Annotated in this window: 23 protein-coding genes and 1 pseudogene (1 of these 24 only partly in view); 17 read left to right on the top strand and 7 right to left on the bottom strand. The window is 67.8% G+C overall.

Annotated features, from left to right (window positions below; all coding sequences use genetic code 11):
* Positions 1–155 carry the beginning of a hypothetical protein gene (locus IG196_RS31685; protein ID WP_101490539.1) on the bottom strand. Its footprint begins 388 nt before the window's first position, so 155 of the gene's 543 nt are visible here — the first part of the coding sequence; the start codon lies at positions 153–155; its stop codon lies beyond the left edge, outside the window.
* A 123-nt stretch (positions 156–278) separates the two neighbouring features.
* Between IG196_RS31685 and IG196_RS31680 the strand changes: the two genes are divergently transcribed.
* A complete protein-coding gene (locus tag IG196_RS31680; RefSeq protein ID WP_101490540.1) occupies positions 279–1250 on the top strand; it encodes a LysR family transcriptional regulator in 972 nt (323 codons plus the stop codon).
* A gap of 50 nt (positions 1251–1300) precedes the next feature.
* Here IG196_RS31680 and IG196_RS31675 read toward each other — a convergent pair whose 3' ends face one another.
* Entirely contained in the window at positions 1301–1471 is a 171-nt protein-coding gene (locus IG196_RS31675; protein ID WP_180838940.1) for a hypothetical protein, read from the bottom strand.
* Positions 1472–1600: 129 nt separating this feature from the next.
* On the opposite strand from IG196_RS31675, the gene IG196_RS31670 reads away from it, so the two are divergent.
* Positions 1601–2407 carry a metallophosphoesterase gene (locus tag IG196_RS31670; protein ID WP_192194394.1) on the top strand — a complete coding sequence of 269 codons (807 nt, stop codon included), beginning with the start codon at positions 1601–1603 and terminating at the stop codon, positions 2405–2407.
* A 16-nt stretch (positions 2408–2423) separates the two neighbouring features.
* On the opposite strand, the gene IG196_RS31665 is transcribed toward IG196_RS31670, so the two are convergent.
* Entirely contained in the window at positions 2424–3158 is a 735-nt protein-coding gene (locus tag IG196_RS31665; protein WP_192194393.1) for a GntR family transcriptional regulator, read from the bottom strand.
* A gap of 297 nt (positions 3159–3455) precedes the next feature.
* On the opposite strand from IG196_RS31665, the gene IG196_RS31660 reads away from it, so the two are divergent.
* The 8 genes from IG196_RS31660 (at position 3456) to IG196_RS31625 (ending at position 11239) form a co-directional block, all read left to right on the top strand.
* The gene (locus IG196_RS31660) at positions 3456–4793 is read left to right on the top strand and encodes an aromatic ring-hydroxylating dioxygenase subunit alpha (RefSeq protein WP_192194392.1); all 1338 of its coding nucleotides are present in this window, start codon (positions 3456–3458) and stop codon (positions 4791–4793) included.
* 9 nt (positions 4794–4802) lie between these two features.
* Positions 4803–6248, top strand: a complete 1446-nt coding sequence (locus IG196_RS31655) for a glutamine synthetase family protein (RefSeq protein WP_192194391.1) — start codon at positions 4803–4805, stop codon at positions 6246–6248.
* Positions 6249–6256: 8 nt separating this feature from the next.
* On the top strand, positions 6257–6580 hold the full coding sequence (locus IG196_RS31650) for a 2Fe-2S iron-sulfur cluster-binding protein (protein ID WP_062470484.1): 324 nt from the start codon (positions 6257–6259) through the stop codon (positions 6578–6580).
* Between the two features lie 97 nt (positions 6581–6677).
* Positions 6678–7883, top strand: a complete 1206-nt coding sequence (locus IG196_RS31645) for an ABC transporter substrate-binding protein (protein WP_225616865.1) — start codon at positions 6678–6680, stop codon at positions 7881–7883.
* A gap of 39 nt (positions 7884–7922) precedes the next feature.
* Positions 7923–8783 carry a branched-chain amino acid ABC transporter permease gene (locus tag IG196_RS31640; protein WP_192194390.1) on the top strand — a complete coding sequence of 287 codons (861 nt, stop codon included), beginning with the start codon at positions 7923–7925 and terminating at the stop codon, positions 8781–8783.
* Positions 8780–9742, top strand: a complete 963-nt coding sequence (locus IG196_RS31635) for a branched-chain amino acid ABC transporter permease (protein WP_101490547.1) — start codon at positions 8780–8782, stop codon at positions 9740–9742. Before IG196_RS31640 ends, IG196_RS31635 begins: the two co-directional genes overlap by 4 nt.
* The gene (locus tag IG196_RS31630) at positions 9739–10518 is read left to right on the top strand and encodes an ABC transporter ATP-binding protein (protein ID WP_192194389.1); all 780 of its coding nucleotides are present in this window, start codon (positions 9739–9741) and stop codon (positions 10516–10518) included. The genes IG196_RS31635 and IG196_RS31630 overlap by 4 nt, the downstream gene beginning before the upstream one ends.
* On the top strand, positions 10511–11239 hold the full coding sequence (locus tag IG196_RS31625) for an ABC transporter ATP-binding protein (protein WP_192194388.1): 729 nt from the start codon (positions 10511–10513) through the stop codon (positions 11237–11239). The genes IG196_RS31630 and IG196_RS31625 overlap by 8 nt, the downstream gene beginning before the upstream one ends.
* A 4-nt stretch (positions 11240–11243) precedes the next feature.
* Here the strand turns inward: IG196_RS31625 and IG196_RS31620 are convergent, their stop codons facing one another.
* From IG196_RS31620 to IG196_RS31610, 3 genes are all read right to left on the bottom strand, one after another.
* A complete protein-coding gene (locus IG196_RS31620; protein ID WP_192194387.1) occupies positions 11244–11594 on the bottom strand; it encodes a hypothetical protein in 351 nt (116 codons plus the stop codon).
* Between the two features lie 101 nt (positions 11595–11695).
* The gene (locus IG196_RS31615; protein WP_101490551.1) at positions 11696–12865 is read right to left on the bottom strand and encodes an ABC transporter substrate-binding protein; all 1170 of its coding nucleotides are present in this window, start codon (positions 12863–12865) and stop codon (positions 11696–11698) included.
* A gap of 85 nt (positions 12866–12950) precedes the next feature.
* Positions 12951–14543 carry a phospholipase D family protein gene (locus IG196_RS31610; RefSeq protein ID WP_101490552.1) on the bottom strand — a complete coding sequence of 531 codons (1593 nt, stop codon included), beginning with the start codon at positions 14541–14543 and terminating at the stop codon, positions 12951–12953.
* A 70-nt stretch (positions 14544–14613) separates the two neighbouring features.
* Between IG196_RS31610 and IG196_RS31605 the strand changes: the two genes are divergently transcribed.
* Positions 14614–15843 (top strand): nucleoside recognition domain-containing protein, encoded by a 1230-nt coding sequence (locus tag IG196_RS31605; protein ID WP_099794478.1) that lies wholly within the window; start codon positions 14614–14616, stop codon positions 15841–15843.
* 291 nt (positions 15844–16134) lie between these two features.
* Positions 16135–17212, top strand: a pseudogene (locus tag IG196_RS31600) (IS110 family transposase).
* Positions 17213–17617: 405 nt separating this feature from the next.
* On the opposite strand, the gene IG196_RS31595 reads toward IG196_RS31600, so the two are convergent.
* The gene (locus IG196_RS31595; protein ID WP_192194386.1) at positions 17618–19606 is read right to left on the bottom strand and encodes an alkyl/aryl-sulfatase; all 1989 of its coding nucleotides are present in this window, start codon (positions 19604–19606) and stop codon (positions 17618–17620) included.
* A gap of 132 nt (positions 19607–19738) precedes the next feature.
* Here IG196_RS31595 and IG196_RS31590 point away from each other — a divergent pair, with 132 nt between their 5' ends.
* The 5 genes from IG196_RS31590 (at position 19739) to IG196_RS31570 (ending at position 23668) form a co-directional block, all read left to right on the top strand.
* Positions 19739–20653 (top strand): LysR family transcriptional regulator, encoded by a 915-nt coding sequence (locus IG196_RS31590; protein ID WP_192194385.1) that lies wholly within the window; start codon positions 19739–19741, stop codon positions 20651–20653.
* A gap of 50 nt (positions 20654–20703) precedes the next feature.
* Positions 20704–21213, top strand: coding sequence for a flavin reductase family protein (locus IG196_RS31585; RefSeq protein ID WP_101490556.1), 510 nt, complete (start codon positions 20704–20706; stop codon positions 21211–21213).
* Positions 21210–21722, top strand: coding sequence for a BON domain-containing protein (locus IG196_RS31580; RefSeq protein WP_192194384.1), 513 nt, complete (start codon positions 21210–21212; stop codon positions 21720–21722). The genes IG196_RS31585 and IG196_RS31580 overlap by 4 nt, the downstream gene beginning before the upstream one ends.
* A gap of 93 nt (positions 21723–21815) precedes the next feature.
* The gene (locus tag IG196_RS31575; RefSeq protein ID WP_192194383.1) at positions 21816–22724 is read left to right on the top strand and encodes a DMT family transporter; all 909 of its coding nucleotides are present in this window, start codon (positions 21816–21818) and stop codon (positions 22722–22724) included.
* Complete coding sequence (locus tag IG196_RS31570; RefSeq protein ID WP_192194382.1) at positions 22721–23668, top strand: glutaminase; 948 nt, start codon at positions 22721–22723, stop codon at positions 23666–23668. The genes IG196_RS31575 and IG196_RS31570 overlap by 4 nt, the downstream gene beginning before the upstream one ends.

The following is a 23668-nucleotide window of genomic DNA, read 5'->3' as shown; positions in this document are numbered from 1 at the left end:
AGCACGGCGGCCGCGAGGGCCAGCACGAACAGTGCGATCAGCGGACGGGCGCCATGGGCACCGGCACGGGCGGCCTGGATCTGGCCGAAGAGAACTTCGGCGCGACGGACGCCGGGATGTTCGGTGGGTTGGTCAACGTGGACAAAGCTGGTCATGATGCATCCCTCCTAGGGATAAGTGGTAATCAGTGGTGGCGAACAAGGCCGATGGGTCGATATTAGGGATTACCCCAGTGTTTGGCCACTTTATCTTTCTGATGCTTATCATTCACATCGCTGATGGATGTCAATTTCCGCACATTCGACCTGAACCTGCTTCGCGTCTTCGATGAGGTGATGGCGGAGCGCAACCTCACGCGCGCCGCACGCAACCTCGCAATCACCCAGCCGGCCGTGAGCAACTCGCTGCGCCGCCTGCGCGAGCTGCTGGGCGACGAGCTGGTGCGGCGTTCCGGTGCGGGCGTCGAGCCCACGCCGCGGGCGCAAGCCCTCTGGCCGACCGTGCGCGACGCCTTGCGCCAGCTGCAGCACACGCTGGCACCGGGTGAATTCGATGCCGGCACAGCCGACACGACCTTCCTGCTGGCCATGGCCGATGCCACGGCCGCCGAACTGATGCCGGGGCTGGTGAAGATCGCAGAAGAAGAAGCGCCCGCCATTTCACTGCGCGTGCTGCCGCTGACCACGCGCGACCCGCGCCGCATGCTGGAACATGAAGAGGTCGACATGGCCGTCGGCTACTTTCCGGCGGTGATCGCGAGCCTCGCAGCGCGCGGGCAGTCGGGGGTGGGAGTGCCGTTCGAGACCCAGCGGCTCTACCTGGGCCAATATGTATGTGTGATGCGGCGCGGCCATCCGCTGGCAGGTGCGCCGTTGACGCTCGACAGCTACTGCGCGGCGCGTCACCTGCTGGTGAGTTTTTCGGGCCGCCCCTACGGCTTCATCGACCAGACGCTGGGCGCCATGGGGCGCGAGCGGCGGATCGCGGTGACGGTGAACCAGTTCTTCACCGCCGGGCGCGTGGTCGCCAATTCGGACCTGCTGGCGGTGCTGCCGCGCCACTTCGTGAGCGTGACCGGCATCGAGGAGCAACTGGTGGTGCACGACCTGCCGTTCGACCAACCGCCGGTGCACGTGGATGCCATCTGGCATCGGCGCGCCCAGCACGGGCATTCCCACGAGTGGCTGCGAACGGCGCTGTTGCGCTCGGCGGCCGCGGCGTTCGCGGGCTCGGTTCACGGGCAGGCGTGACCCGCCCCTTGAACCAGGGTGCGCCGCTCGAGGCGGCGCGGGTCAGTCAGTTACCTGACGACGCTGAGCCAGGCGGAAGCCGCAGCACGCAGCTCTTGCGCGTGGTGCGCGCCACGGCCGGCACGGCTGTCGGCGCTTTCCATCAGCGCAGCGGCGTGGCTGGGGGTCTGGGTCGGCGACGAACGGAAGAAACGGGCCACTTGGGCAAGAAGACTGAACATGACGGTACGCGGCGTGTGGCTGCGACAGAGTTGATTAACGATGGATGTAGATTAAGGGTAATCCCTAGTAAAACAAGCCCCACGTTATGCATCTCGCGCATAGTGCGATTCACCTAGACTGATCCGACGATGAAGTTGCAACTGCTCTCCGACCTGCACCTGGAATCCCACCCGCGCTTCCATGCCGACCCCATTCCGGGCGCCGACCTGCTGGTGCTCGGGGGCGATATCGGCTCTTATCAAGAAGGCTCCCGCCTGACCGACACCGATTTCGGCCTGGGCCGCTTCTCGCCACGCAACGGCTGGCCGACGCCGGTGGTCTATGTGCCGGGCAACCACGAGTACGACAATCTCGATTTCGACGCCACGCATGCACGCCTGCGTGCGCTGTGCGACGAGCTCGGCATCCTCTGGCTCGAGCGCGAGACCCTGGTCATCGAGGGCATCCGCTTCATCGGCACCACGCTGTGGGCCGATTTCGACGCGCTGGTCGAGCCCCGCGACGGGCTCGCCGAAGCGCTCAAGAAGCGCGGCAAGGCGATGCGTGCGGCCGACTTCTACCTCGAGAAAATGGCCGGAACGCGAAACGGATTGCCCTTCATGGCTGCCGAAATGCGAGAGCAAGCGCTCACCTGCCAGACTTGGCTGCGCGACGCGCTGGCCCAACCCTTCGACGGCACGACGGTGGCCATCACCCATTTCGCGCCCAGCCTCGCCAGCGCCGACCCCCGCTACGGGCTCACGCCCGGCACCGCGGGTTTCTGCAATTCGCTCGACGAGCTGCTGCCGCACGCGCAACTCTGGCTGCACGGTCACCTGCACTGCCCGTTCGATTACGTGAAGGACGGCTGCCGCGTGGTCGCCAATCCACTGGGCTACCGCAGCAACGGCGAACAAGAGGGCTACCAGCCCCAGTTGCTGATCGAGGTCCGCTGACCGGCCGCTTCGCCCGTCAGGCGTTGCGGCCCTTCGCCACGAGGCGAATGCCCGGCATGAGTTCGGCGGCCAGTTCGGGCCGCTCCAGCGCGTAGTCGAGATTCATGCGCGCGATCTCGACGTGCTCTTCGCCGAGCGCCTGTGCGCGCGAGCCTTGGCCGCGCTCGATCGCCTGCACCATCGCGTGGTGCGTGCGATGCGCCTGCCGCATCCACTGCTGCCCCTCTTCCATCGACGACTGCATCGGCAGCATCGCGCTGGGCGCGGCAAAGGGCTGGCCGCCGAGCATGTCCATCACGCGCTTGAGCGCGAGGTTGCCGCAGCCTTCGAGGATCAGCTTGTGGAAGCGGTCGTTCATCTCGACGTACGCGGCGTAGTCGTCGATCTCCATGCTGGACTTGTTGACGGCGCGGTCGCCGTCTTCCAGGCAGTCTTTCAGATCGCGCAGCAACTGGCGCGAAACGCCGTCTTCGGCCAGCAAGCGTGCGGCGAAGCCTTCGATCACGCCGCGCACGCGGATCGCGTCGGCCACTTCCTGGGAGGTGAAGCGGCGCATCTGGTAGCCGCCGCTGGGCGACTGCTCGATCAGGCCTTCGTGCTCGAGGCTGGCCAGCGCCAGGCGCACCGGCGTGCGCGAGGCCCCGAGCTTCTCGGCCAGCGGGATCTCGGCCAGCCGCTCTCCAGGCACGAATTCGCCCTTGAGGATCAGGTCGCGCAGTTGCACGAGCACGCGGGATCGTTGGGAGTCCATCGGGAGGCGCCAGGGCAGCAGGGAGAGGGATGAATGGGCGGATTCTAGGAGAACCGCCCGCCGCTGCACGCAGCATAGCCAAACGGGCGCGTTTGTTGCATGCAGTGCAAATAGATGTGTGTCAAAAACCCACAAACACCTCAGCGTTAACCCTATATATAGCGCCTCACAGCCCCAAAGCAGGGCGAACGAGTCGATGAAAGTTTGACCTTTGTCAAAAATCACCAAGACAATGCATACAACTGCATGCAATGCCTGCAGGCCTTCTGACAAAGACCTCTCGATGGAGCCCGCACGATGATCAGCGCCGAGCAAAACGATTTCATCACCCGCGTCGGACCCGGCGCACCCGCCGGCAAGCTGCTGCGCCGCTACTGGCAGCCGGTGGCCCTAGCCGACGAACTGGCGGGCCCGCGCCCGGTCAAGCCCGTGAAGCTCATGGGCCAGGACTTCGTGCTGTTCCGCGACGAGAGCGGCCAGCTCGGCATGCTCGACCGCGACTGCCCGCACCGCGGCGCCGACCTCGCCTTCGGCCGACTCGAAAACGGCGGCATCCGCTGCGCCTTCCACGGCTGGCTGTTCGACGCCAAGGGCAACTGCCTGGAGACGCCTGCCGAGCCCGCCACCAGCAAGCTGTGCAGTCGCATCAAGCAGTCGGCCTACCCGGTGGTCGAGAAGGCCGGCGTGGTCTTCGCGTACATCGGCGAGGGCGAGCCCCCGGCCTTCCCCGACTTCGACTGCTTCGTCGCGCCCGACACCCACACCTTCGCGTTCAAGGGCCTGTTCGAATGCAACTGGCTGCAGGCGCTCGAAGTGGGCATCGACCCCGCGCACGCCTCGTACCTGCACCGCTTCTTCGAGGATGCCGACACGTCGGAAAGCTACGGCAAGCAGTTCCGCGGCGCCTCGGCCGACTCCGACATGCCCATCACCAAGGTGCTGCGCGAGTACGACCGCCCCGACATCAGCGTCGAGCCCACCGACTACGGCTTCCGCCTCAAGGCGCTGCGCAAGCTCTCGGAAGACACCACCCACGTGCGCGTGACCAACGTGGTGTTCCCGCAGGCCTTCGTGATCCCGATGAGCGCCGAGATGACCATCTCGCAATGGCACGTGCCCGTGGACGACACGCACTGCTACTGGTATGCCGTGTTCACCAGCTTCACCGGACCAGTCGACAAGCAGCAGATGCGTGACCAGCGCCTGAAGCTGTACGAGCTGCCCGACTACACCTCGCGCAAGAACAAACGCAACAACTACGGCTTCAGCATCGAAGAGCAGCTGACCGAAACCTACACCGGCATGGGCGACGACATCAACGTGCACGACCAGTGGGCGGTGGAGTCGCAGGGCGCCATCCAGGACCGCACGCGCGAGCACCTGGGCAGCACCGACAAGGGCATCATTGCCTACCGCCGCGTGCTCGTGAAAGCCATCGAGGCCACGCTCGCAGGCGAAAGCGCGCCGATGCTCATCGATGCCGCGCAGGCCAGCGCCATGACCGGCCCGCCGTCGATCGACGGCATCGGCAAGGTCGTCGATGAAGCTGCCACCGAGGCCTACTGGCAGGACGCCGACCGCGCGCGCCGCCTGAAGTCCGACTGGGCGTCCGCACGCCTGGCCGCCACGGCCTGAGCACGCGCCATGAACAGCCACACCTTCGTCGACCGCTTCGGCCTCTGGTCGGCCGACCAGCATGCGCAAGCGCGCGAACTCGTGCGCCGCATCGACAGCGGCGAGGTGGACACCGTCCGCTTCGCCTGGCCCGACCAGCACGGCCTGCTGCGCGGCAAGACCCTGGTCGCGAGCGAGGCGCGCTCGGCCCTGTGGGAGGGCGTGAACCTCACCTCCACCTTGCTGGCCAAGGACACCTCGCACAAGACCGTGTTCCCCGTGTTCAGCGCCAACGGCGGCTTCGCTATCGAAGGCCTGCAGGGCGGCGCCGACTTCACCATCGTGGCCGACCCCGCCACCTTCAAGGTGCTGCCCTGGGCGCCGCGCACCGGCTGGATTTTGTGCGACGCCTACATGGCCGACGGCCGGCCCTGCCCCTTCGCGACGCGGCAGATCCTGCAGCGCGCGGTGGCGCAGCTCGACGAACTGGGGCTGGACTTCATCGCCGGCCTCGAGGTCGAGTTCCACGTCTTCAAGCTCGAAGACGCACGCATGGGCCTGTCCGACTCGGGCCAGCCCGGCGAACCGCCGCGCGTGTCGCTGCTGTCGCACGGCCACCAGTACCTCACCGAGCTGCGCTACGACCGCGTCGACGGCCTCATGGAGCTGCTGCGCTCGCAGCTCGTGGCGCTCGGCCTGCCGCTGCGCTCGCTCGAGATCGAGTTCGGCCCGAGCCAGTTCGAGCTCACCTTCGGCCCCACGGCCGGCGTGACGCCCGCCGACACCATGGTGCTGCTGCGCAGTGCCATCAAGCAGATCTGCCAGCGTGCCGGCCTGCACGCCACCTTCATGTGCCGCCCGAAGATCCCCAACGTGATGTCCAGCGGCTGGCACCTGCATCAGTCGTTGCGCCGCAAGAGCGACGGCGTCAACGCCTTCATGCCCGAGCCCGGCGGACGCGACCTCAGCGAGATCGGCATGCACTACCTCGGCGGCCTGAAGGCGCACGCCTGCGGCGCAGCGGCACTGGCCAGCCCGACGATCAACGGCTACCGCCGCTACCGCCCCTTCTCGCTCGCGCCCGACCGTGCGATCTGGGCACGCGACAACCGCGGCGCGATGCTGCGTGTGCTTGGCGGCCCGGGCCAGAACGCCTCGCGCATCGAGAACCGCGTGGGCGAGCCGACGGCCAACCCGTACCTGTACCTCGCGTCACAGCTGTTCTCGGGCCTGGACGGCATCCGCCACCAGACCGACGCGGGCCCTTCGGCCGATGCGCCCTACGAAACACCGGCCGAGCAACTGCCGCGATCGTTGAGCGACGCCCTCGCCTGTCTGCGCAAGGACGAAATGCTCAACGCGCAGATGGGCAAGGTCTTCGTCGACTACCTCTGCCACATCAAGGAAGCGGAAATCGCCCGCTTCAACCTCGAAGTCTCGGAGTGGGAACACCGCGAGTACTTCGACATGTTCTGAGTCATTCAATGCCCACGATCCACTACATCCTCAAGGACGGCACCACGCGCGAGGTCGACGCCAAGGTCGGCGCCAGCGTGATGGAAACCGCCATCCGCGGCAACGTGCGCGGCATCGACGCCGAGTGCGGCGGCTGCTGCTCGTGCGCGACCTGCCACGTCTACGTCGACGACGCGTTCCTCGAACTGCTGCCGCCGCCCGACGACATGGAAAGCGCGCTGCTCGATGCCGTCGCCTCCGAGCGCCGGCCCGGTTCGCGCCTGAGTTGCCAGCTCAGCGTGAGCGCCGCCCTCGATGGCCTCACGGTGCGTGTGCCCGATACACAGGTCTGACCAGCGCGTCGGGCATCATCGCCCGCTGCCAAACATCCGGTTACAAGCCAGCGACGCCCGCGCGGCGCATTCCACTCCCACAGAAAGGCGTTTTTTCATGACGACGACGATGACCAAGCGAACCCTCCTCTCGACCCTGCTGCTCGCCGGCCTCGGCATGGCGGGTGCTGCGCAAGCCCAGACCACCGAGCCGCTGCGCATCGGCCTCATCGCGACCTACTCCGGCCCCTACGCCGACTACGGCCGCCAGTTCGACGCCGGCATCGCGCTCTATCTGAAGGAGCACGGCGGCAAGGTGGGCGGACGCACCGTCGAAATCATCAAGAAGGACACCGCCGGCCCCGCACCCGACGCCGCCAAGCGCATCGCGCAGGAACTCGTCGTGCGCGACAAGGTGAGCATCCTCACCGGCCTGGACTTCAGCCCCAACGCCTACGCCGTGGGCGCCATCGCCACGCAGGCCAAGATCCCCACGCTGGTGATGAACGCCGCCTCCTCGGCCATCACCACCAGCTCGCCCTACGTGGCGCGCCTGTCGTTCACCGTGCAGCAGGTCACCGACCCGATGGCGCGCTACATGCTCAAGCAGGGCGTGAAGGACGCCTACACCGTGGTCGCCGACTACGCCTCGGGCGTCGATGCCGAGACCGCGTTCAAGAAGGCCTTCACCGCCGGCGGCGGCAAGGTCTCGGGCGAGGTGCGCACGCCGATGAACAACCCCGACTTCTCGGCCTACGTGCAGCGCATCAAGGACGCCAAGCCCCAGGCCGTGTTCTTCTTCTTCCCCTCGGGCGTGATGCCGCCGGCCTTCCTCAAGGTGTGGAAGGAGCGCGGCATGGAGCAGGCCGGCATCAAGCTCTTCGCCACCGGCGAAGCCACCGACGACAGCTACCTGGACGCCACCGGCGACGTGGCGCTGGGCCTCGTTACCAGCCACCACTACTCGTTCGCGCACAACTCGCCGAAGAACCAGAAGTTCGTCAAAGACTTCGCCGCCGACAACGGCACCAAGCTGCGCCCCAGCTACTTCGCCGTGACCGCCTACGACACCATGGCCGCCATCGACCTCGCACTGGCCAAGACCAAGGGCGACACCGGCGGCGACAAGTTCATGGACGCGCTCAAGGGCCTGAGCTTCGAGAGCCCGCGCGGCCCGATCGAGATCGACGCGGTCACGCGCGACATCGTGCAGACCGTCTACATCCGCAAGACCGAGCGCGCCAACGGCCAGCTGGTGAACGTGGAGTTCGACAAGTTCGAGCGCGTCAAGGACCCGGCCAAGGAAGCCGCCGCCGCCAAGTAAGCCAACGCCAGCCAGCACGCAGCAGCAAGCAGGAAATTCATGGGTATCGTGATCTTCGATGGAGTGGCCTACGGCATGCTCCTGTTTCTCATCGGCGTGGGCCTGTCCATCACGATGGGACTCATGAATTTCGTCAACCTCGCGCACGGCAGTTTCGCGATGGTGGGCGGCTACGCGGCCAGCGTGCTCATGAACCAGTGGGGCCTGGGCTTCGGGCTCTCTCTGGCGGCGGCCTTCGTGGCCGCAGCGCTGGTGGGCGCGGTGCTGGAGTTCGTGTTCTACCGGCGGCTGTACCGCGCGCACCCGCTGGACCAGGTACTGCTGTCGATCGGCGTGGTGTTCGTCTCGATCGCCGCGTTCACCTACTTCTTCGGCCCGACGATGCAGCCCTTCACGCTGCCGAAGGCGCTCGAAGGCCAGGTGTCGTTGCTCGGCCTCGAAGTGGGCCGCTACCGCCTGTTCCTGATCGGCTGCGGCGTGGCCGTGCTGGTCGCGCTGCTGCTGGGCCTGGGCAAGACACGCTACGGCGCCATGGTGCGCGCCGCCGTCGACAACCAGCGCGTGGCGGGCGGCACGGGCATCCATGTGCAGCGCCTGTTCTTCCTCACCTTCTCGCTGGGCTGCGGCCTGGCGGGCCTGGGCGGCGCATTGAGCCTGGGCATGCTGGGGCTGGAGCCGTCGTTCCCGCTCAAGTACCTCGTCTACTTTTTGATGGTGGTGTGCGTGGGCGGTGCGGGCACCGTCACCGGGCCCTTCATTGCGGCGCTATTGGTCGGCATCGTCGACGTGGCGGGCAAGTACTACCTGCCTGAAACCGGCGCCTTTCTCATCTACGTGTTCATGATCGTCATGCTGCTGGTGCGCCCGAATGGCATCGTCGCCAAGAAGGGGCTCGCATGAAGCCGCTGAGCCTCTCCCCTGCGCAACTGCGCGTGGCCGAAATCGCCTTCTGGCTCGCGCTCGCATCGAGCTTCTTCCTGCTGCCCGACAAGCTCACGCTGATGAGCCAGATCATGATCTTCGGACTCTTTGCCGTGTCGCTCGACATGGCGCTGGGCTACGCGGGCATCCTCACCGTGGGTCACGCCGCCTTCTTCGGCGCAGGCGCCTACGCGGCCGGCCTGCTCGCCAAGTACGGCTGGAGCGAGCCCTTCAGCGGCCTGGTGTTCGCGCTCGCCGTGTGCGCCCTGCTGGGCTACGTGCTGAGCTACCTCGTGGTGCGCGGCGCCGACCTCACGCGGCTGATGATCACCATCGGCGTGTGCGTGCTGCTGTTCGAGCTGGCCAACCGGCTCTCGGGCATCACGGGCGGCACCGACGGCCTGCAGGGCGTGGTGATCGCGCCCGTGCTCGGCCTGTTCGACTTCGACCTCTACGGCAAGACCGCGTTCGGCTATGCCTTCGGCGTGGTGCTCGCGATGTTCCTGCTCGTGCGGCTGGTGCTGCGCTCGCCCTTCGGCCTGGCGCTGCGCGGCATTCACGACAGCCGCAAGCGCATGACGGCCATCGGCTCGCCGGTCGAAGCGCGGCTGCGCATGGCCTATGCGATGTCGGCCGCGGTGGCCGGCGTGGCGGGCGCATTGCTGGCGCAGACCACGCAGTTCGTCGGCATCGAATCGATCAGCTTCAACCGCTCGGCCGAAGTGCTGATCATCCTCGTGCTCGGCGGCACCGGGCGGCTGTATGGCGGGCTCATCGGCGCCATCGTCTACATGCTGGTGCACGACTGGTTCGCCGACATGAACCCGCAGTACTGGATGTTCTGGCTCGGCATCTTCCTGATCGCGGCCGTCATGCTGGGACGCGGCGGGATCATGGGTGCGCTCTCGCGCGTGGTTCGCACGGGGAAGGCGCGATGACATCCTCCACCACCACGAACACCACGCACGCCCTGCGCACGCAGAACCTGGGCATCCGCTTCGGCGCCTTCCAGGCCGTGAGCGAGGTCAACCTGTCGCTCGAGCCCGGTGCGCGGCAGGCGCTGATCGGCCCCAACGGCGCCGGCAAGACCACGCTCATCAACCTGCTCACGGGCGTGTTCAAGCCCACCAGCGGATCGATCCGCCTGGGCGATCGCGACATCACGCGGCTGCCCGGCGACAAGCGCGCCCGCATGGGGCTGGCGCGCACCTTCCAGATCAACACGCTGTTCCCCAGCCTCACGCCGCTCTTGTCGGTGGTGCTGGCCATCAGCGAGCGCGAAGGCCTGGGCGCCACGTGGTGGCGGCCGCTCAAGGGCTGCACGGCCGTGTTCGACGAGGCGCATGCGCTGCTCGCCACACTGAAGCTCGATGCCCTGGCCGACGTGCCCGTGGCCGAGCTGGCCTACGGCAAGCAGCGGCTGCTCGAGATTGCGTTGGCGCTCGCCGCCAAGCCCCGCATCCTGCTGCTCGACGAGCCCGCCGCCGGTGTGCCGGAAGACGAGAGCGGCGAACTCTTCGAAGCCATCGCGGCGCTGCCGGCGGACATCAGCGTGCTCTTCATCGAGCACGACATGAAGCTCGTGTTCCGCTTTGCGCGCCGCATCTCGGTGCTGGTGGGTGGACGCATCCTCACCGAAGGCACGCCCGCCGAGATCGGCGCCGACCCGCGCGTGCGCGAGGTCTACCTGGGAAGCTCGCACCACCATGGCTGAAACCGCCGCACTCGCCTTCGACCGCGTCACCGCCGGCTACGGCAACGCCGTGGTCCTCGACCGCCTCGATTTTTCGCTGCGGCCCGGCGAAAGCCTGGCGATCCTCGGGCGCAACGGCGTGGGCAAGACCACGCTGCTCGAAACGCTGATGGGCAACACCCGCGTGATGCAGGGCGCGATCCGCTGGCAGGGCGCCGACATCACGCGCTGGCCTTCGCACCAGCGCGTGCGCGCGGGGCTGGGCTGGGTGCCGCAGGAGCGCGAGGTGTTCCCGTCGCTCACGGTGGAAGAAAACCTCACGGTGATCGCCCGCCCCGGCAGCTGGACCTTGCAACGGGTTTATGAATTCTTTCCGCGCCTGCGCGAGCGGCGCGGCAACTACGGCAACCAGCTGTCGGGCGGCGAGCAGCAGATGCTCGCCATCGGCCGCGCGCTCATGACCAACCCGAAGCTGCTGCTGCTCGACGAGCCGATGGAAGGCCTCGCGCCGATCATCGTGGAAGAGCTGGCGGCAGCCATCCGGCGCCTGTGCGAATCGGAAGGCCTGGCCTCGATCGTGGTCGAGCAGCACCCGGTGCTGGCGCTCGACATGACGCACCAGGCGATCGTGCTGGAGCGCGGCACCGTCGTGCATGCCGGCCCGAGCGCGGTGCTCGCGGCGGACAAAGACTTGCTCGAAGGCTTGCTGGGCGTCGGCATCGCCGAGGCGCCGGCCGGCTGAACCGTCAGACCAGCAGGCCGATCCGCCGGGCTCCGGCGAAGAAACGCCACGACGCCACCCCTGCGGCGATCAGGCTCACGCCCCACGACAGCCACAGGCAGGTGTAGAGGATGAAGGCCAGGCCGATGTCCACCACGCGCGCGAGGAAGGTCGTGTCCTGCCCGAACAGCACGTGGGTGCCCAGGCCCCACCACACGAAGTACGGCAGCGCGGCCAGGCACAGGCCGTAGACCAGGCTGGCCGCCAGCGGGCCGAGGTGCTCGCGCAGCACGGCCCAGCGCACGAGGAAGAACAGGGCCAGGTCCATCAACACCAGGGCCAGCAGGCCGAGGCCCAGGATGAGTTCGAGGGTCATGGCCGCACTGTAAGCACGTCGCCCGGCGAAAGGCGCGCGCTGGTGCCGGCGTACCGGCAGGCGCTACCGCACGCCGCAGCGCGCGGTACGCCTCACCGGCATCAGCTCAGCATCTGCCCACGGCTGCCGATGACGGCCACGTCCACGAACTGGCCGCCTTCGCGGTTCGAACGGCCGTAGTTGATCTTCACGCCGCCGAGGTCGAAGTTCTCGATGCTCGCCATGCCGCCGAGCACGGCGGCGCGCGTCGGCGAAGGACCGGCGCGGCGCAGGCCTTCGGCCAGCACGGCGGCGTTCATGTAGCCCTCCAGGCTGGTCAGCGAGAAGTCCTTGGTGCCGTTGGCCACCATGTCGGCCTGGTAGCGGCGCACGATCTCGAACTTGGTCGAGTACGGCGACGGCACCACGATCACGAAGCCTAGGCCGCGTGCCAGGTCGCCCATGGCCGACAGCGCGCTGGCCGTGATCGACAGGCCGTAGGCCGAGCTGCTGTTGCCCGCGCCGCGCAGCGCCTTCAAAAACACCGGCGCCGTGCCGGCCAGGCCGACCACCACCACCTGCGGCTTGGCCTTGGCGATGGCTTCGGCGGCCGGGCCCACTTCCATGCTCGTGGTGTTGGGCGTGGTGGCGATCACCGCCGGCTCCAGCTTGGCCTTGGCCAGCGCGTTCTTGAACGCCGCCAGCACCGACTGGCCCAGCGGGTCGTTCGAATGCACGAGGCCGATGCGGGTCTGGCCCAGCACGGCGGCCGTGCTCACCAGCTTGTCGACCTCCTGGTCGTAGTTGGCGCGCACCCAGAAGGTGTTGGGCGAGGTCTTCTTGCGCAGCGCGATGGTGCCGGTGATCGGGCCGACCACGGCCATGCCGGGCACCGCGTCCATCACCTCGGCGGTCTGGCGCGTGCCCAGCGGGTGCACCAGCGCGAGCACCGAGCTGTCTTTTTCGAAGGCCAGCGCGTTGGCCTTGGCCACGTCGGGCTTGAAGGTGTCGTCGGCCATCACGAGTTCGACCTTGCTGCCGTGCAGGCCGCCGGCCTTGTTCAGCGCGTTGAAGAACGCGCTGGAGCCCTGGTACAGCCCCTGGCCGTTGGCCTTTTCCACGCTGCTGTTGTCGAAGGTCGTCCCGATGCGGATCGCACGGTTCTGCGCGAACGCCGGAAATCCCAGCCCGACGCCGGCCGCGGCGGCCGTCGTGGCGGCCAGCCCGGAAAGGGCACGGCGGCGGCTGGTGGAAAGCGGCGCGGTCGACTCGCGCGGCACGGGGACGGTCATGATCAAAGCCTCCAATAGTCGGTGACAAAAGTTCACATTTCAAACAGAAATGTAACGCACCTCACTGGATCGGTCATGACAAACCCTAAAGCAGCTCCTCGCCCACGATGGGCAGCAGCAGCCAGTTCTTGAAGCGCAGCCAGAGGAATTCGCCCGGTTCGTCCTCGTGCACGATGTCGCCGCCGGCATCGTCGTATTCCAGCCACTGCACGCGCCGCCCGCCCGGCGCGAGCCGCAGCCGGTAGCCCAGGTTGACGCGCTCGCCGTTCATGAGCTTGTCGTAGTCCTGCACCAGCCGCGGGCTGTCGATGACCAGCCCCATCTCGGTGTTGACGGCGGCCGAGCGGTGGTCGAGGTTCATCGAGCCGACGAAAAAGCGCTGGTCGTCCACGATGGCCAGCTTGGCGTGCAGCCGGCTGATCGACTTGCCGAAATCGCCGAAGCGCCCCGAACGCCCGGAGAGCGTGGGCGCGATCTCGTAGATGGTCACGCCGATCTTCAGCATGTCGGCGCGGTAGCGCTCGTAGCCCGCGTAGGCCAGCGGCTCGTCGGTGGCGCCCAGTGAGTTGGTGATGACCGTGATGCGCCCGCCGCGCTCGATGGCCGTCTTCATCATCGCCATGCCGCGCGCGCCCGGAATGAAATACGGCGAGCCGATCTTCACCTCGTGCTTGGCCGCCTGGATCACGCCGAGCGCGCCCTCGGTCACGCTGCCGCCGTAGGCCGCCTCGGCCTTGCGCGTGATCTTGTCGGGGTCGTCCACGAACAGCGTGGCCGGCGCCCAGTAGCGGTCGATGCGGCCCGTGGTGAGCTGCTCGCCGACCGGCGACTTGCCCAGCACGTCGCGCGGCTGCATCGGCACGTCGGGCACGGCCGCACGCGCCAGGGCATCGAAGCGCCGCTGGGCTTCTTCGAGCGGCAGGCGCTGCGGCACGATGCGCTCGATGGGCCAGGCGTGGTCGCTGTTCCAGTAGCGGTCGAAGCCCTCGGACATGCGGCGCACGATCGGCCCGCTGGAGAGCACGTCCATGTCGATGAAGTTCGCCGCCGTGCTGCGCATGAAGTACTCGTTGGCGATGTTGCGCCCGCCCGAGACCGCGAAGCTGTTGTCGGCCACCAGCAGCTTGTTGTGCATGCGGTGGTTGATGCGGCCGAAGTCGCCCAGCGAGAACAGCAGCCGCGCGGGCAGCGAGCTGGCGCGCGACGGCAGCGGGTTGAACAGCCGCACCTCGATGTTCGGAAAGGCCGAGAGGGTGCTGAACACCTCGTCCTCGCCGCCCGTGTAGAGGTCGTCCACCAGCAGCCGCACGCGCACGCCGCGCGCGGCGGCCTCGCGCAGCTCCTTGAGGAACAGCAGGCCGACGTCGTCGTTGCTGATGAGGTAGTACTGCACGTCGAGCGACTTCTCGGCGTGCCGCGCCAACGAGATGCGCGCGTCGAACGCAAACGCCGCCTCGGGCAGCAACCGGAAGCCCGACAGCGGCACCGCGCTGCCCTGCGGCGCGTCCTTGGCGGCCAGCCGGCCCAGGTCGGTGTCGGCCACGTCGGTGATCGCATTCGTGAGCACCGGGTGCGGTTGCGGCGGCGGCAGGCTGGCGCAGCCCGCGAGCCAGGCGATGGCCAGCCCCGTCGACACCAGGGCGACGAAGCGACGGAGGCGGGAGAGCGCGGCGGCCATGGGTCGCACTGTAGCTCCGCCCTATGATCAACGGCACACACGGCAGCCAACGAAAAGAAGGAAAAAACGCGTGCTCAATGGGTTGTGGCTGGGGTTCTTCGGGATGGCGGCGCTGGCAGCGCTGGGACGCTGGCTCGTCGGCGGCGACCCGACCGTGTTCGCGGCGCTGGTCGAAAGCCTGTTCACGATGGCGCGGCTGGCCGTCGAGGTGATGGTGCTGCTGTTCGGCACGCTCACGCTGTGGCTGGGCTTCCTGCGCATCGCCGAAGCCGCCGGCCTCGTCGGCTGGCTCGCGCGTCTGCTCGGGCCGCTGTTCCGGCGCCTGATGCCGGGCGTGCCGGCCGGGCACCCGGCGCTCGGGCTCATCACGATGAACTTCGCGGCCAATGCGCTGGGGCTGGACAACGCCGCCACCCCCATCGGCCTGAAGGCCATGCGCGAGCTGCAGCGCCTGAACCCCGACCCCGTGACGGCCACCAACGCGCAGATCCTGTTCCTGGTGCTCAACGCCTCGTCACTGACCTTGCTGCCCGTCACCATCTTCATGTACCGGGCGCAGCAGGGCGCGAGCGACCCGACGCTGGTGTTCCTGCCCATCCTGCTGGCCACGAGCGCGTCGACGCTGGTGGGTCTGCTCACGGTGGCGGTGGCGCAGCGCCTGCGGCTGTGGGACCCGGTGGTGCTGGCCTACCTCGTGCCGGGCGCGCTGCTGCTGGGCGGCTTCATGGCGCTCCTGGGCACGCTCTCGGCCGCGGCCATCGCCTCGCTGTCGTCGCTGCTGGGCAACCTGACGCTGTTCAGCGTGATCATCGTGTTCCTGGCGGCCGGGGCCATCCGGCGCATCAAGGTCTACGAGGCCTTTGTCGAGGGCGCGAAGGAAGGCTTCGACATCGCGAAGAACCTGTTGCCGTACCTCGTCGCGATGCTGTGCGCGGTGGGCGTGCTGCGCGCCTCGGGCGCCCTCGACTTCGCACTCGACGGCCTGCGCTGGCTGGTGCAGGCGGGCGGCTGGGACGCACGTTTTGTCGACGCGATGCCGACGGCGCTCGTCAAACCCTTCTCGGGCAGCGCGGCCCGCGCCATGCTCATCGAGACCATGAAGACGCAGGGCGTCGACAGCTTCCCCGCGCTGGTGGCCGCCACCATCCAGGGCAGCACCGAGACCACGTTCTACGTGCTGGCGGTGTACTTCGGGGCCGTAGGCATCCAGCGCGCGCGGCATGCGGTGGCGTGCGCACTGCTGGCCGAGCTGGCGGGGGTGGTGGCCGCCATTGCGGTCTGCTACTGGTTCTTCGGATAGCTCAGGGTCATTCAGGGCGACACTCCCGCCGACGGGGAACCTTGCTCCGCGAATGTCCCCCGCCCTTCGGGCTCCTCCTTGATTTCGCTGCGCAAGGCACCCCATCGACGTGAGCGTTGGGCAGTGCGGTCGTTGATCGACCCGCACAACGACCGCGCTCGGTGTGCGCAGGACACTGGGTGCTTCCCGCAGCGAAATGAATGCGAAGGGACTTCTCGCTTTCTGGTCACGGCATCGAGTGCCAAGATTGATTTGCGAAGTCAATCTGAAACCTTTGAAAGGAGAAGCCCTATGAACGAGATTACCCGAGTCGGCGTGGATTTGGCAAAGCGCGTGATCCAGGTCTTTGCGGTCAATGCCGCGGGCTTGCGCGTCACAGGGGCGCGCCTTGGCACGCGATAAATTCCTGGCTTGGTGTGTGCAACTGTCGGCAGGCTGCCTGATCGCCATGGAGGCCAGCTCCAGCGCCCATTACTGGGCGCGCAAGCTGCTTGCTCTGGGGCTGGATGCCCGCATCATTGCCGCCCCGCACGTCGTGCCTTATCGCCTCCAAGGCAAGAGCGGCAAGAACGACGCCAACGATGCCGCTGCGATCTGCGAGGCGGCCTCGCGCCCGCACATGCACTTCGTGCCGATCAAGAGCGTGGAGCAGCAAAGCATGCTGTGCACTCACCGCCTGCGAGAGGGCGTCAAGGCAGACCGCACCGCCTGCATCAACCGCATCCGGGGCCTGTTGGCGGAGTTCGGATTGGTGTTCGCCCAAAGCCCCGAGGCGCTGCGCCAGGTGCTTCCCGACGCGATGGAAGATGCCAGCAATGAACTGGGCGCTCTGGCCCGGTTGACGCTGCAGCGGGCCTATGCGCAATGGCAAGAACTCGATGCACACCTGCGATGGTGCGACGAGCGCATCGCTGCACACGGCAAGGCCAGCGATCAGGTGCGCCAGGCCGAGCAGTTGCTGGGCGTGGGACCGGTCACGGCATCCGCGGTGGTGGCCACGGTGGGCGACTTCAAGCAATTCAAAAATGGTGCGCAGTTCGGCGCTTGGCTGGGCCTGACGCCCCGACAGAACTCCAGCGGCGGCAAGAACAACCTGGGGCGCATCACCAAGCGAGGCGACGCGTACCTGCGCACGCTGCTAATTCAGGGGGCCAAGTCGATCGTGCTGACGGCGCACAGACGCGACGACCCGATCTCGCGCTGGGTGCAGGCCTTGCGCGAGCGCTCCGGGTGGCAGAAGGCCGTGGTGGCGTTGGCCAACAAGAATGCGCGCATCCTGTGGGCCGTGTTCGCACGCGGGCGGGCCTTCGATGCGCACCACGTCAGTACCAAACCACCAGGCGCCATCGCTGCGGTCATCGCGGTGTAGCGCGAGCTGTTCGAAGAGCCTTTGTTGATGTTTGTTTGTTTGCCAGACGTGAGTTCCAAGATGCAATGAACAGGTCAGACCGGCAGCGGGCAAGCTCGACTCCCCCTTGGTGATGCCAATTGAAGTGGGCATCACGAGAAATGAATGGAGCCCCGCTGAGCGGTTCGTATCTGGGTCCGCACGGCCACACGCCCGTGCAACAAGACCGTCGGTAGATGTGCAGTCTGTTCCTCGTTTCGTTGCGACTCGATCCTCACCGCCTTGCAGGCAATACAGCATGGCAAGAAAACAACCCTGAACCCGTGCTTGACCGCGCGAGAAGTCCCGGTACAAGGGGGAGGCCGCAGGCCGGAGGACATTCGCGGAGGGAAGTACCCGGTGGCCTGTGCACGCGCCCTGAAAAACCTACTTCCGAGGTTCGACCACAGGAAACATCAGGTCGAAGTTATCGAGCATCCCGAACAGCTCACCCAGCTTCGCGCGGTTGCCATCGATCTTCACCTGCCCCGACTGCACCGCCTCAGGAAAGGTCGTCTGCTTCAGCGTGATCGCATCGAGCGTCGCCCGGCTCAACGTGACGGTAGCGTCCGCACCGGCGGCCTGCTGGTTCTTCACATGCGTGAGCGCCGAGTTCTCCAGCGTCAGCACGAACTTCTGGTTCGAATCGGTGAAGTTCCAGTTGACCACCATCGTCTTGCCTTCGGCCTTGGCCGCGTCGAGCCGCACGCCGAGGTAGTCGAAGAACAGCTCGTTGCTCACCGCCTTCAGCGTGTCGCCGTTCGCGCTGCTGCCGCCCGGGATCTTCGGCACGCCATTGCGCAGTTCCATCGCCCCCACGAGGTAGGCGCTGCGCCAGGTGCCCGCCTCCGACTGGTAGCCCATCTGTTCGAGCGCGTCGGCGCCGAGTTCGCGTGCCGCGCGGTTCGCCGGGTCGGCGTACACCACCTGGCTCATCGCGCTCGCCACCCAGCGGTACTCGCCCTTCTTGAAATCGTCGCGGGCACGCGCCACCACCGCGTCGGCGCCGCCCATGTACTCGACCGTCTTCTTCGCTTGCGCCACCGGCGGCAGCGGGTTCAGGTTGGCCGGGTTCGCGTCGTACCAGCCCAGGTACTTCTGGTAGACCGCCTTCGCGTTGTGGCGCAGCGTGCCGTAGTAGCCGCGCGTGGACCACTCCTGCTCCAGGCTCGCGGGCATGCGCAGCGTCTCGGCGATCTCGGGTGCCGTGTAGCCATGGTTCAGCAGGCGCAGCGACTGGTCGTTGATGAACTTGTACATGTCGCGCTGCTTCTTCAGCAGGTCGACGATGCGCGCGCGTCCCGTGGTGGGCCAGTGGTGCTGCGCGATGAGCACGTCGGTCTTGTCGCCGAAGGCCACGCGGGCCTCGTCGATGTACTTGGCCCACAGGTTGCCGTCGCGTACCTCGGCGCCGCGGATCGTGTACAGGTTGTGCATGTTGTGCGTCACGTCCTCGGCCATGTTGAGCACGCGGAACTGCGGCATGTACATGAGCATCTCGGACGGCGCCTCCGAGCCCGGCACCAGCTGGAACACGATCTGCACGCCGTCGATGGTGCGCTCCTCGGTGGTCTTCTCGATGGTCGAGGTGGGCGCGATCAGCGTCACGCTGCCGCGCGCCAGCGCCTTGCCCAGCCCCGTGTCGACCTGCCCGCGCGCACCCGGCGGCAGCAGCGTGCCGAACTGGTACTGCGAGCGCCGGTTCATCGCGTTGCCCGCCAGGATGTTCTCGGCCACCGCCGACTCCATGAAGCCCGAAGGCGCGATCACCTGCACCTTGCCCGCAACCACGTCGGCCTCGCTGACCACGCCCTTCACGCCGCCGAAGTGGTCGGCATGGCCGTGCGTGTAGATCACCGTGCCGACCGGCTTCTTCGGGCGGTGCTGGTAGTACAGCTCGAGCGCGGCGCGCGCCGTCTCGGCGGCCAGCAGCGGGTCGATCACGATCAGCGAGGTGTCGCCTTCGACGATGGTGATGTTCGCCAGGTCGAAACCGCGCACCTGGTAGACCCGGTCGGTCACCTTGAACAGGCCGTGAATGGCATTGAGCTGCGCCTGCCGCCACAGGCTCGGGTTGACCGTGTCGGCCGCCTCGTTCGCCTTCAGGAAGTCGTAGGGCTTCATGTTCCAGACCGGGCGCGGACCGCTGCCCGTCACCAGCGCGTCGGGCACGGTGCCGATGAAGCCGCGCATCGCGTCCTCGAAGTCCTGCTTGTTGGCAAACGGCAGCGCCTTCGCCATGTCGGCGTTGGCCTTCAGCGTGACGGCCTCGGCCGCCTTGGGCGCCACCACCGGCTGCGCCATGGCAGTGAAGGCACAGGCCCAGGCGACGAGGGCCAGGGAGAAACGGGTAGGCACGGAAGCAATGCGGGTCATCGATGTCTCGGGGTTGTTGTCTGTCGAACGACGGGGCACGGGAAAGCACGGGGAAGCCGTGGCCGATTCTCGGAAGCACCCAACCCCTTGGCAAATGCAAAATGTGATCTTGCTTTTGAACCAGAACGCAAAATGCAGCTGCGCCACCTCCAGCACCTGATCGCCCTCGCCGAGCAAGGCAGCTTCGGGCGTGCCGCGCAGGCCGTGCACCTGTCGCAACCCGCGCTGTCGCGCAGCATCGACGCGCTGGAGCAGGCGCTGAAGGCCCGCCTCATCGACCGCGCCTACGGCACCGTGCGCTTCACGCAGGCCGGCGAGCTGGTGCTGGCGCGGGCCCGCGAGCTGGTCGCCGACGCGCGGCAGATCCAGCGCGAGGTGCAGCAGCTCGAAGGCCTCACGCTCGGCAGCCTCGACGTGGGCCTGGGCCCGTTCGCGGCCGGCCTGCTCGGGCGCGCGGCGCTGTCGCTCATGACGCAGCGCCACCCGCAGCTGCTGATGCGCATGGAAGTGGCCGACACCGTCACGCTGTGCGAGCGGCTGCACAAACGCCAGATCGACCTGTTCATTGCCGACACCCGCGACCTGAAGAAACCGTCGGGCCTCAAGCTCGTGCGGCTGCCCAACGTGCCGGTGTCCTTCTTCGTGCGGCCCGGGCACCCGCTGCTGAAGCAACCGGCGCCGCTCACGCTCGAACAGCTCATGGACTACCCCGTGGCCGGCCCGCACCTGCCCAGCGAGGTGGCCGCGTATTTCGACCGGCAGATCCGCCGCACCGACCGCGGCGTGTTCAACGTGACCTGCGACGACGCCGACACGCTGCGGCACCTGGCGCTGACCGCGCACGCGGTGATCCTCGCGCCCCACGCACCCGGCCTCACGCCCGAGACCGCCGCGCTCGCGCCGCTGGCGGTGACGGGCCTGTCGCGCATGCGCACCCACTACAGCCTGGTGACGCTGGCGGGCCGCACGCCCACGGCCGCCGCCACGGTCTATACCCGGCTGGTGACCGAGTTGCTCGGCCCCGCCAAGCAGCCCGGCAAGGCCTGAGCCAAAATGGCCGCTCCTTTGCCGCTCACCGCCTTGCCGTCCGTTCTCCCGTGACCACCTCCCGCCGGGCCCAGCCCCCCACCTTCTCGCCCGGCGAATTTCGCAAGGCACTCGGCATGTTCGCCACCGGCGTGACCATCGTCACCGCGCGCGCGGCCGACGGCAGCCTGGTCGGCCTCACGGCCAACTCGTTCAACTCGGTGTCGCTTGCGCCGCCGCTGGTGCTGTGGAGCCTGGCGCGCGCGGCCGCGTCGATGTCCGCGCTGCGCGCCGGCTCGCACTACGCGGTCAACATCCTGGCCGCCAACCAGAAGACGCTGGCGGAGCGCTTCGCCACCAAGAACATCGACCGCTGGGCCGACGTGGCCTACACCGAAGGCCTGGGCGGCGCGCCGGTGCTGCAAGGCGCGGCGGCCAGCTTCGAGTGCTTCAACCGCAGCCGCTACGACGAAGGCGACCACGTGATCTTCGTGGGCGAGGTGGAGCGCTGCATGCACGACCCCGACGCCTCGCCGCTGCTGTTCCACGGCGGGCGCTTCTACACAGAGCATCCCTTGTGAACCGCCCCACGCTGCTGGCCGTCCTGCTGCTCGCCGCGCGGATTGCCACGGCGCAGGGCACGCCCGAGCCGCCATCGCCGCAACCGCTGCGGCAGAACTGGTTCGACGACCCCTTCTTCCAGGTCGCCACGGGCCTGCCGGCCTGTCCCATGCCCCAGGGCCCGTACTACACCGCCGAGGAACGCCGCGCGCAAACCCACTCGCGGCTGGAGCGCGGCACCAGCTGCTGGCTCGCCGGCAAGTGCACCGACAGCAACGCCTACCGCTACGACAAGCCGCTCGCGCCCAAGGTGCGCGCCGCGCTGCTGGCCGTGCCCGGCGTGCGCCGCAGCAGCGTGTGGGTCACGGTGCAGCGCCGCTGGGTCTACCTGCAGGGCTGCGTGCCCGATGCGGCCCTGGCCCGGAAGCTCGAACGCGCGGCGCGCACCGTGCCCGACGTCGAGACCGTGGTGCCCGACCTGATGGTGGGCACGCGCGGCAAGCCGCCCTACCCGCTGGCCGGGCACTGAGCGACGTCGCACGGCGTTGGCGCCGTCGCGATACGATCATCGGATGAATTCGGCGGCCCTTCCGCCGCCCCTGCCGCCACCGATTGACCGCGAATGATCCAGCGCAAGACCCACCTCGACTCCCTGGCCATCGGCCTGCTCATCGTCTGCTGCGCGTTCTGGGGCCTGCAGCAGATCCTCATCAAGACCACCGTGACCGAGGTGCCGCCGCTGTGGCAGGCCACGGTGCGCATGGTCGGCGCGGTCGCGCTCCTGTGGCTGTGGTGCGCGGTGCGGCGCGTGCCGCTGTTCGAGCGCGACGGCACGCTGTGGCCCGGGCTGCTGGCCGGCCTGCTGTTCGCGGGCGAGTTCGCCGGCATCTACCTGGGCCTGCAGCACACCAGCGCCTCGCGGCTCACCGTGTTCCTCTACACCGCGCCCTTCTGGGTGTCGCTGCTGCTGCCGCGCTGGGTGCCGGCCGAACGGCTGCGCGGCTTCCAGTGGCTGGGCCTGTTCATCGCCTTCGCGGGCGTGGTGCTGGCCTTCAGCGAGGGCTTCGGCCACATGAGTTCGTCGCAGCTCATCGGCGACGGCATGGCCCTGGCGGCCGGCATGCTCTGGGGCCTGACCACGCTCACGCTGCGCACCACGCGCCTGGCCACGGCCAGCGCCGAGAAAACGCTGTTCTACCAAGTGGCCGTGACCGCCGCCGCGTGCCCCCTGCTGTCGCTCGCGCTGGGCGAGACCTGGGGCTTGTCGTACTCCGCCTGGGCCTGGACCTCCATCGGCCTGCAGACGGTGGTCGGCGCGTTTGCCAGCTACCTCACGTGGATGTGGCTGCTGCGGCACTACCCGGCCACGCAGATGTCGTCCTTCACCTTCCTCACGCCGCTGTTCGCGCTGATCTTCGACGTGGCGCTGCTGAAGGAGCCGCTCACACTGCAGCTGGTGGTGGCGCTGATCGGCGTGGCGCTGGGCATCGTGCTGGTGAACCGGCGGCCTGCGGTACAACGCTCGGCATGAGCACGAAGACCCCGACCCGATTCCAGCCCGTCCTCGACGAGATCGTCGCCACCCTGCGCCTGCAGCTCGGCCAGGGCGGCACCGTGGCCAGCTACATCCCGGCGCTGGCGCGCGTCGATGCGCGGCAGTTCGGCATTGCGCTGCGCACCTGCGACGGCGAAGAAGCCGGCGCGGGCGACTTCGAAACACCCTTCTCGATCCAGAGCGTGTCCAAGCTCTTCACGCTCACGCTCGCCATGCAGCGCATGGGCGACGCGCTGTGGGAGCGCATCGGACGCGAGCCCTCGGGCAACCCCTTCAACTCGCTGGTGCAGCTGGAGAACGAACAGGGCAAGCCACGCAACCCCTTCATCAATGCCGGCGCCATCGCGGTGGCCGACCGGCTCGTGAGCCAGGCCAAAGCCAAGGGCGGCAGCGCCAAGACCGACATCCTCGCGCTCATGAGCAGCCTGTGCGGCGAGCGCATCGGCTTCGACGGCGAGGTGGCGCAGTCGGAGGCCGACACGGGCTTTCGCAACGTGGCGCTGGCCAACTTCATGAAGAGCTTCGGCAAGATCGACAACGACGTGGCCGAGGTGCTCGACACCTACTTTCACCAGTGCGCGCTGCGCATGAGCTGCCGCCAGCTCGCACGCGCCGCCGCCTTCCTGTGCCGCGACGGCGCCCACCCGATCGCCGGCGAGCCCGAGGTCACGGGCGAGCGGCAGACGCGCCGCATCAATTCGCTGATGCTCACCTGCGGCACCTACGACGCGGCCGGCGACGTGGCCTTTTCGATCGGCCTGCCCTGCAAGAGCGGCGTGGGCGGCGGCATCGTCGCCGTGGTGCCTGACAAGCTCACGCTGTGCGTGTGGTCGCCGGCACTCGACGCCACGGGCAATTCGCTGCTGGGCATGAAGGCGCTGGAGATGTTCGTGGCGCGCACCGGCCTGTCGGTGTTCTGA

Source organism: Variovorax sp. 38R (assembly GCF_014843395.1).
Lineage (GTDB): Bacteria > Pseudomonadota > Gammaproteobacteria > Burkholderiales > Burkholderiaceae_C > Variovorax > Variovorax paradoxus_H.
This window is presented reverse-complemented; position numbering and strand designations above follow the sequence as displayed.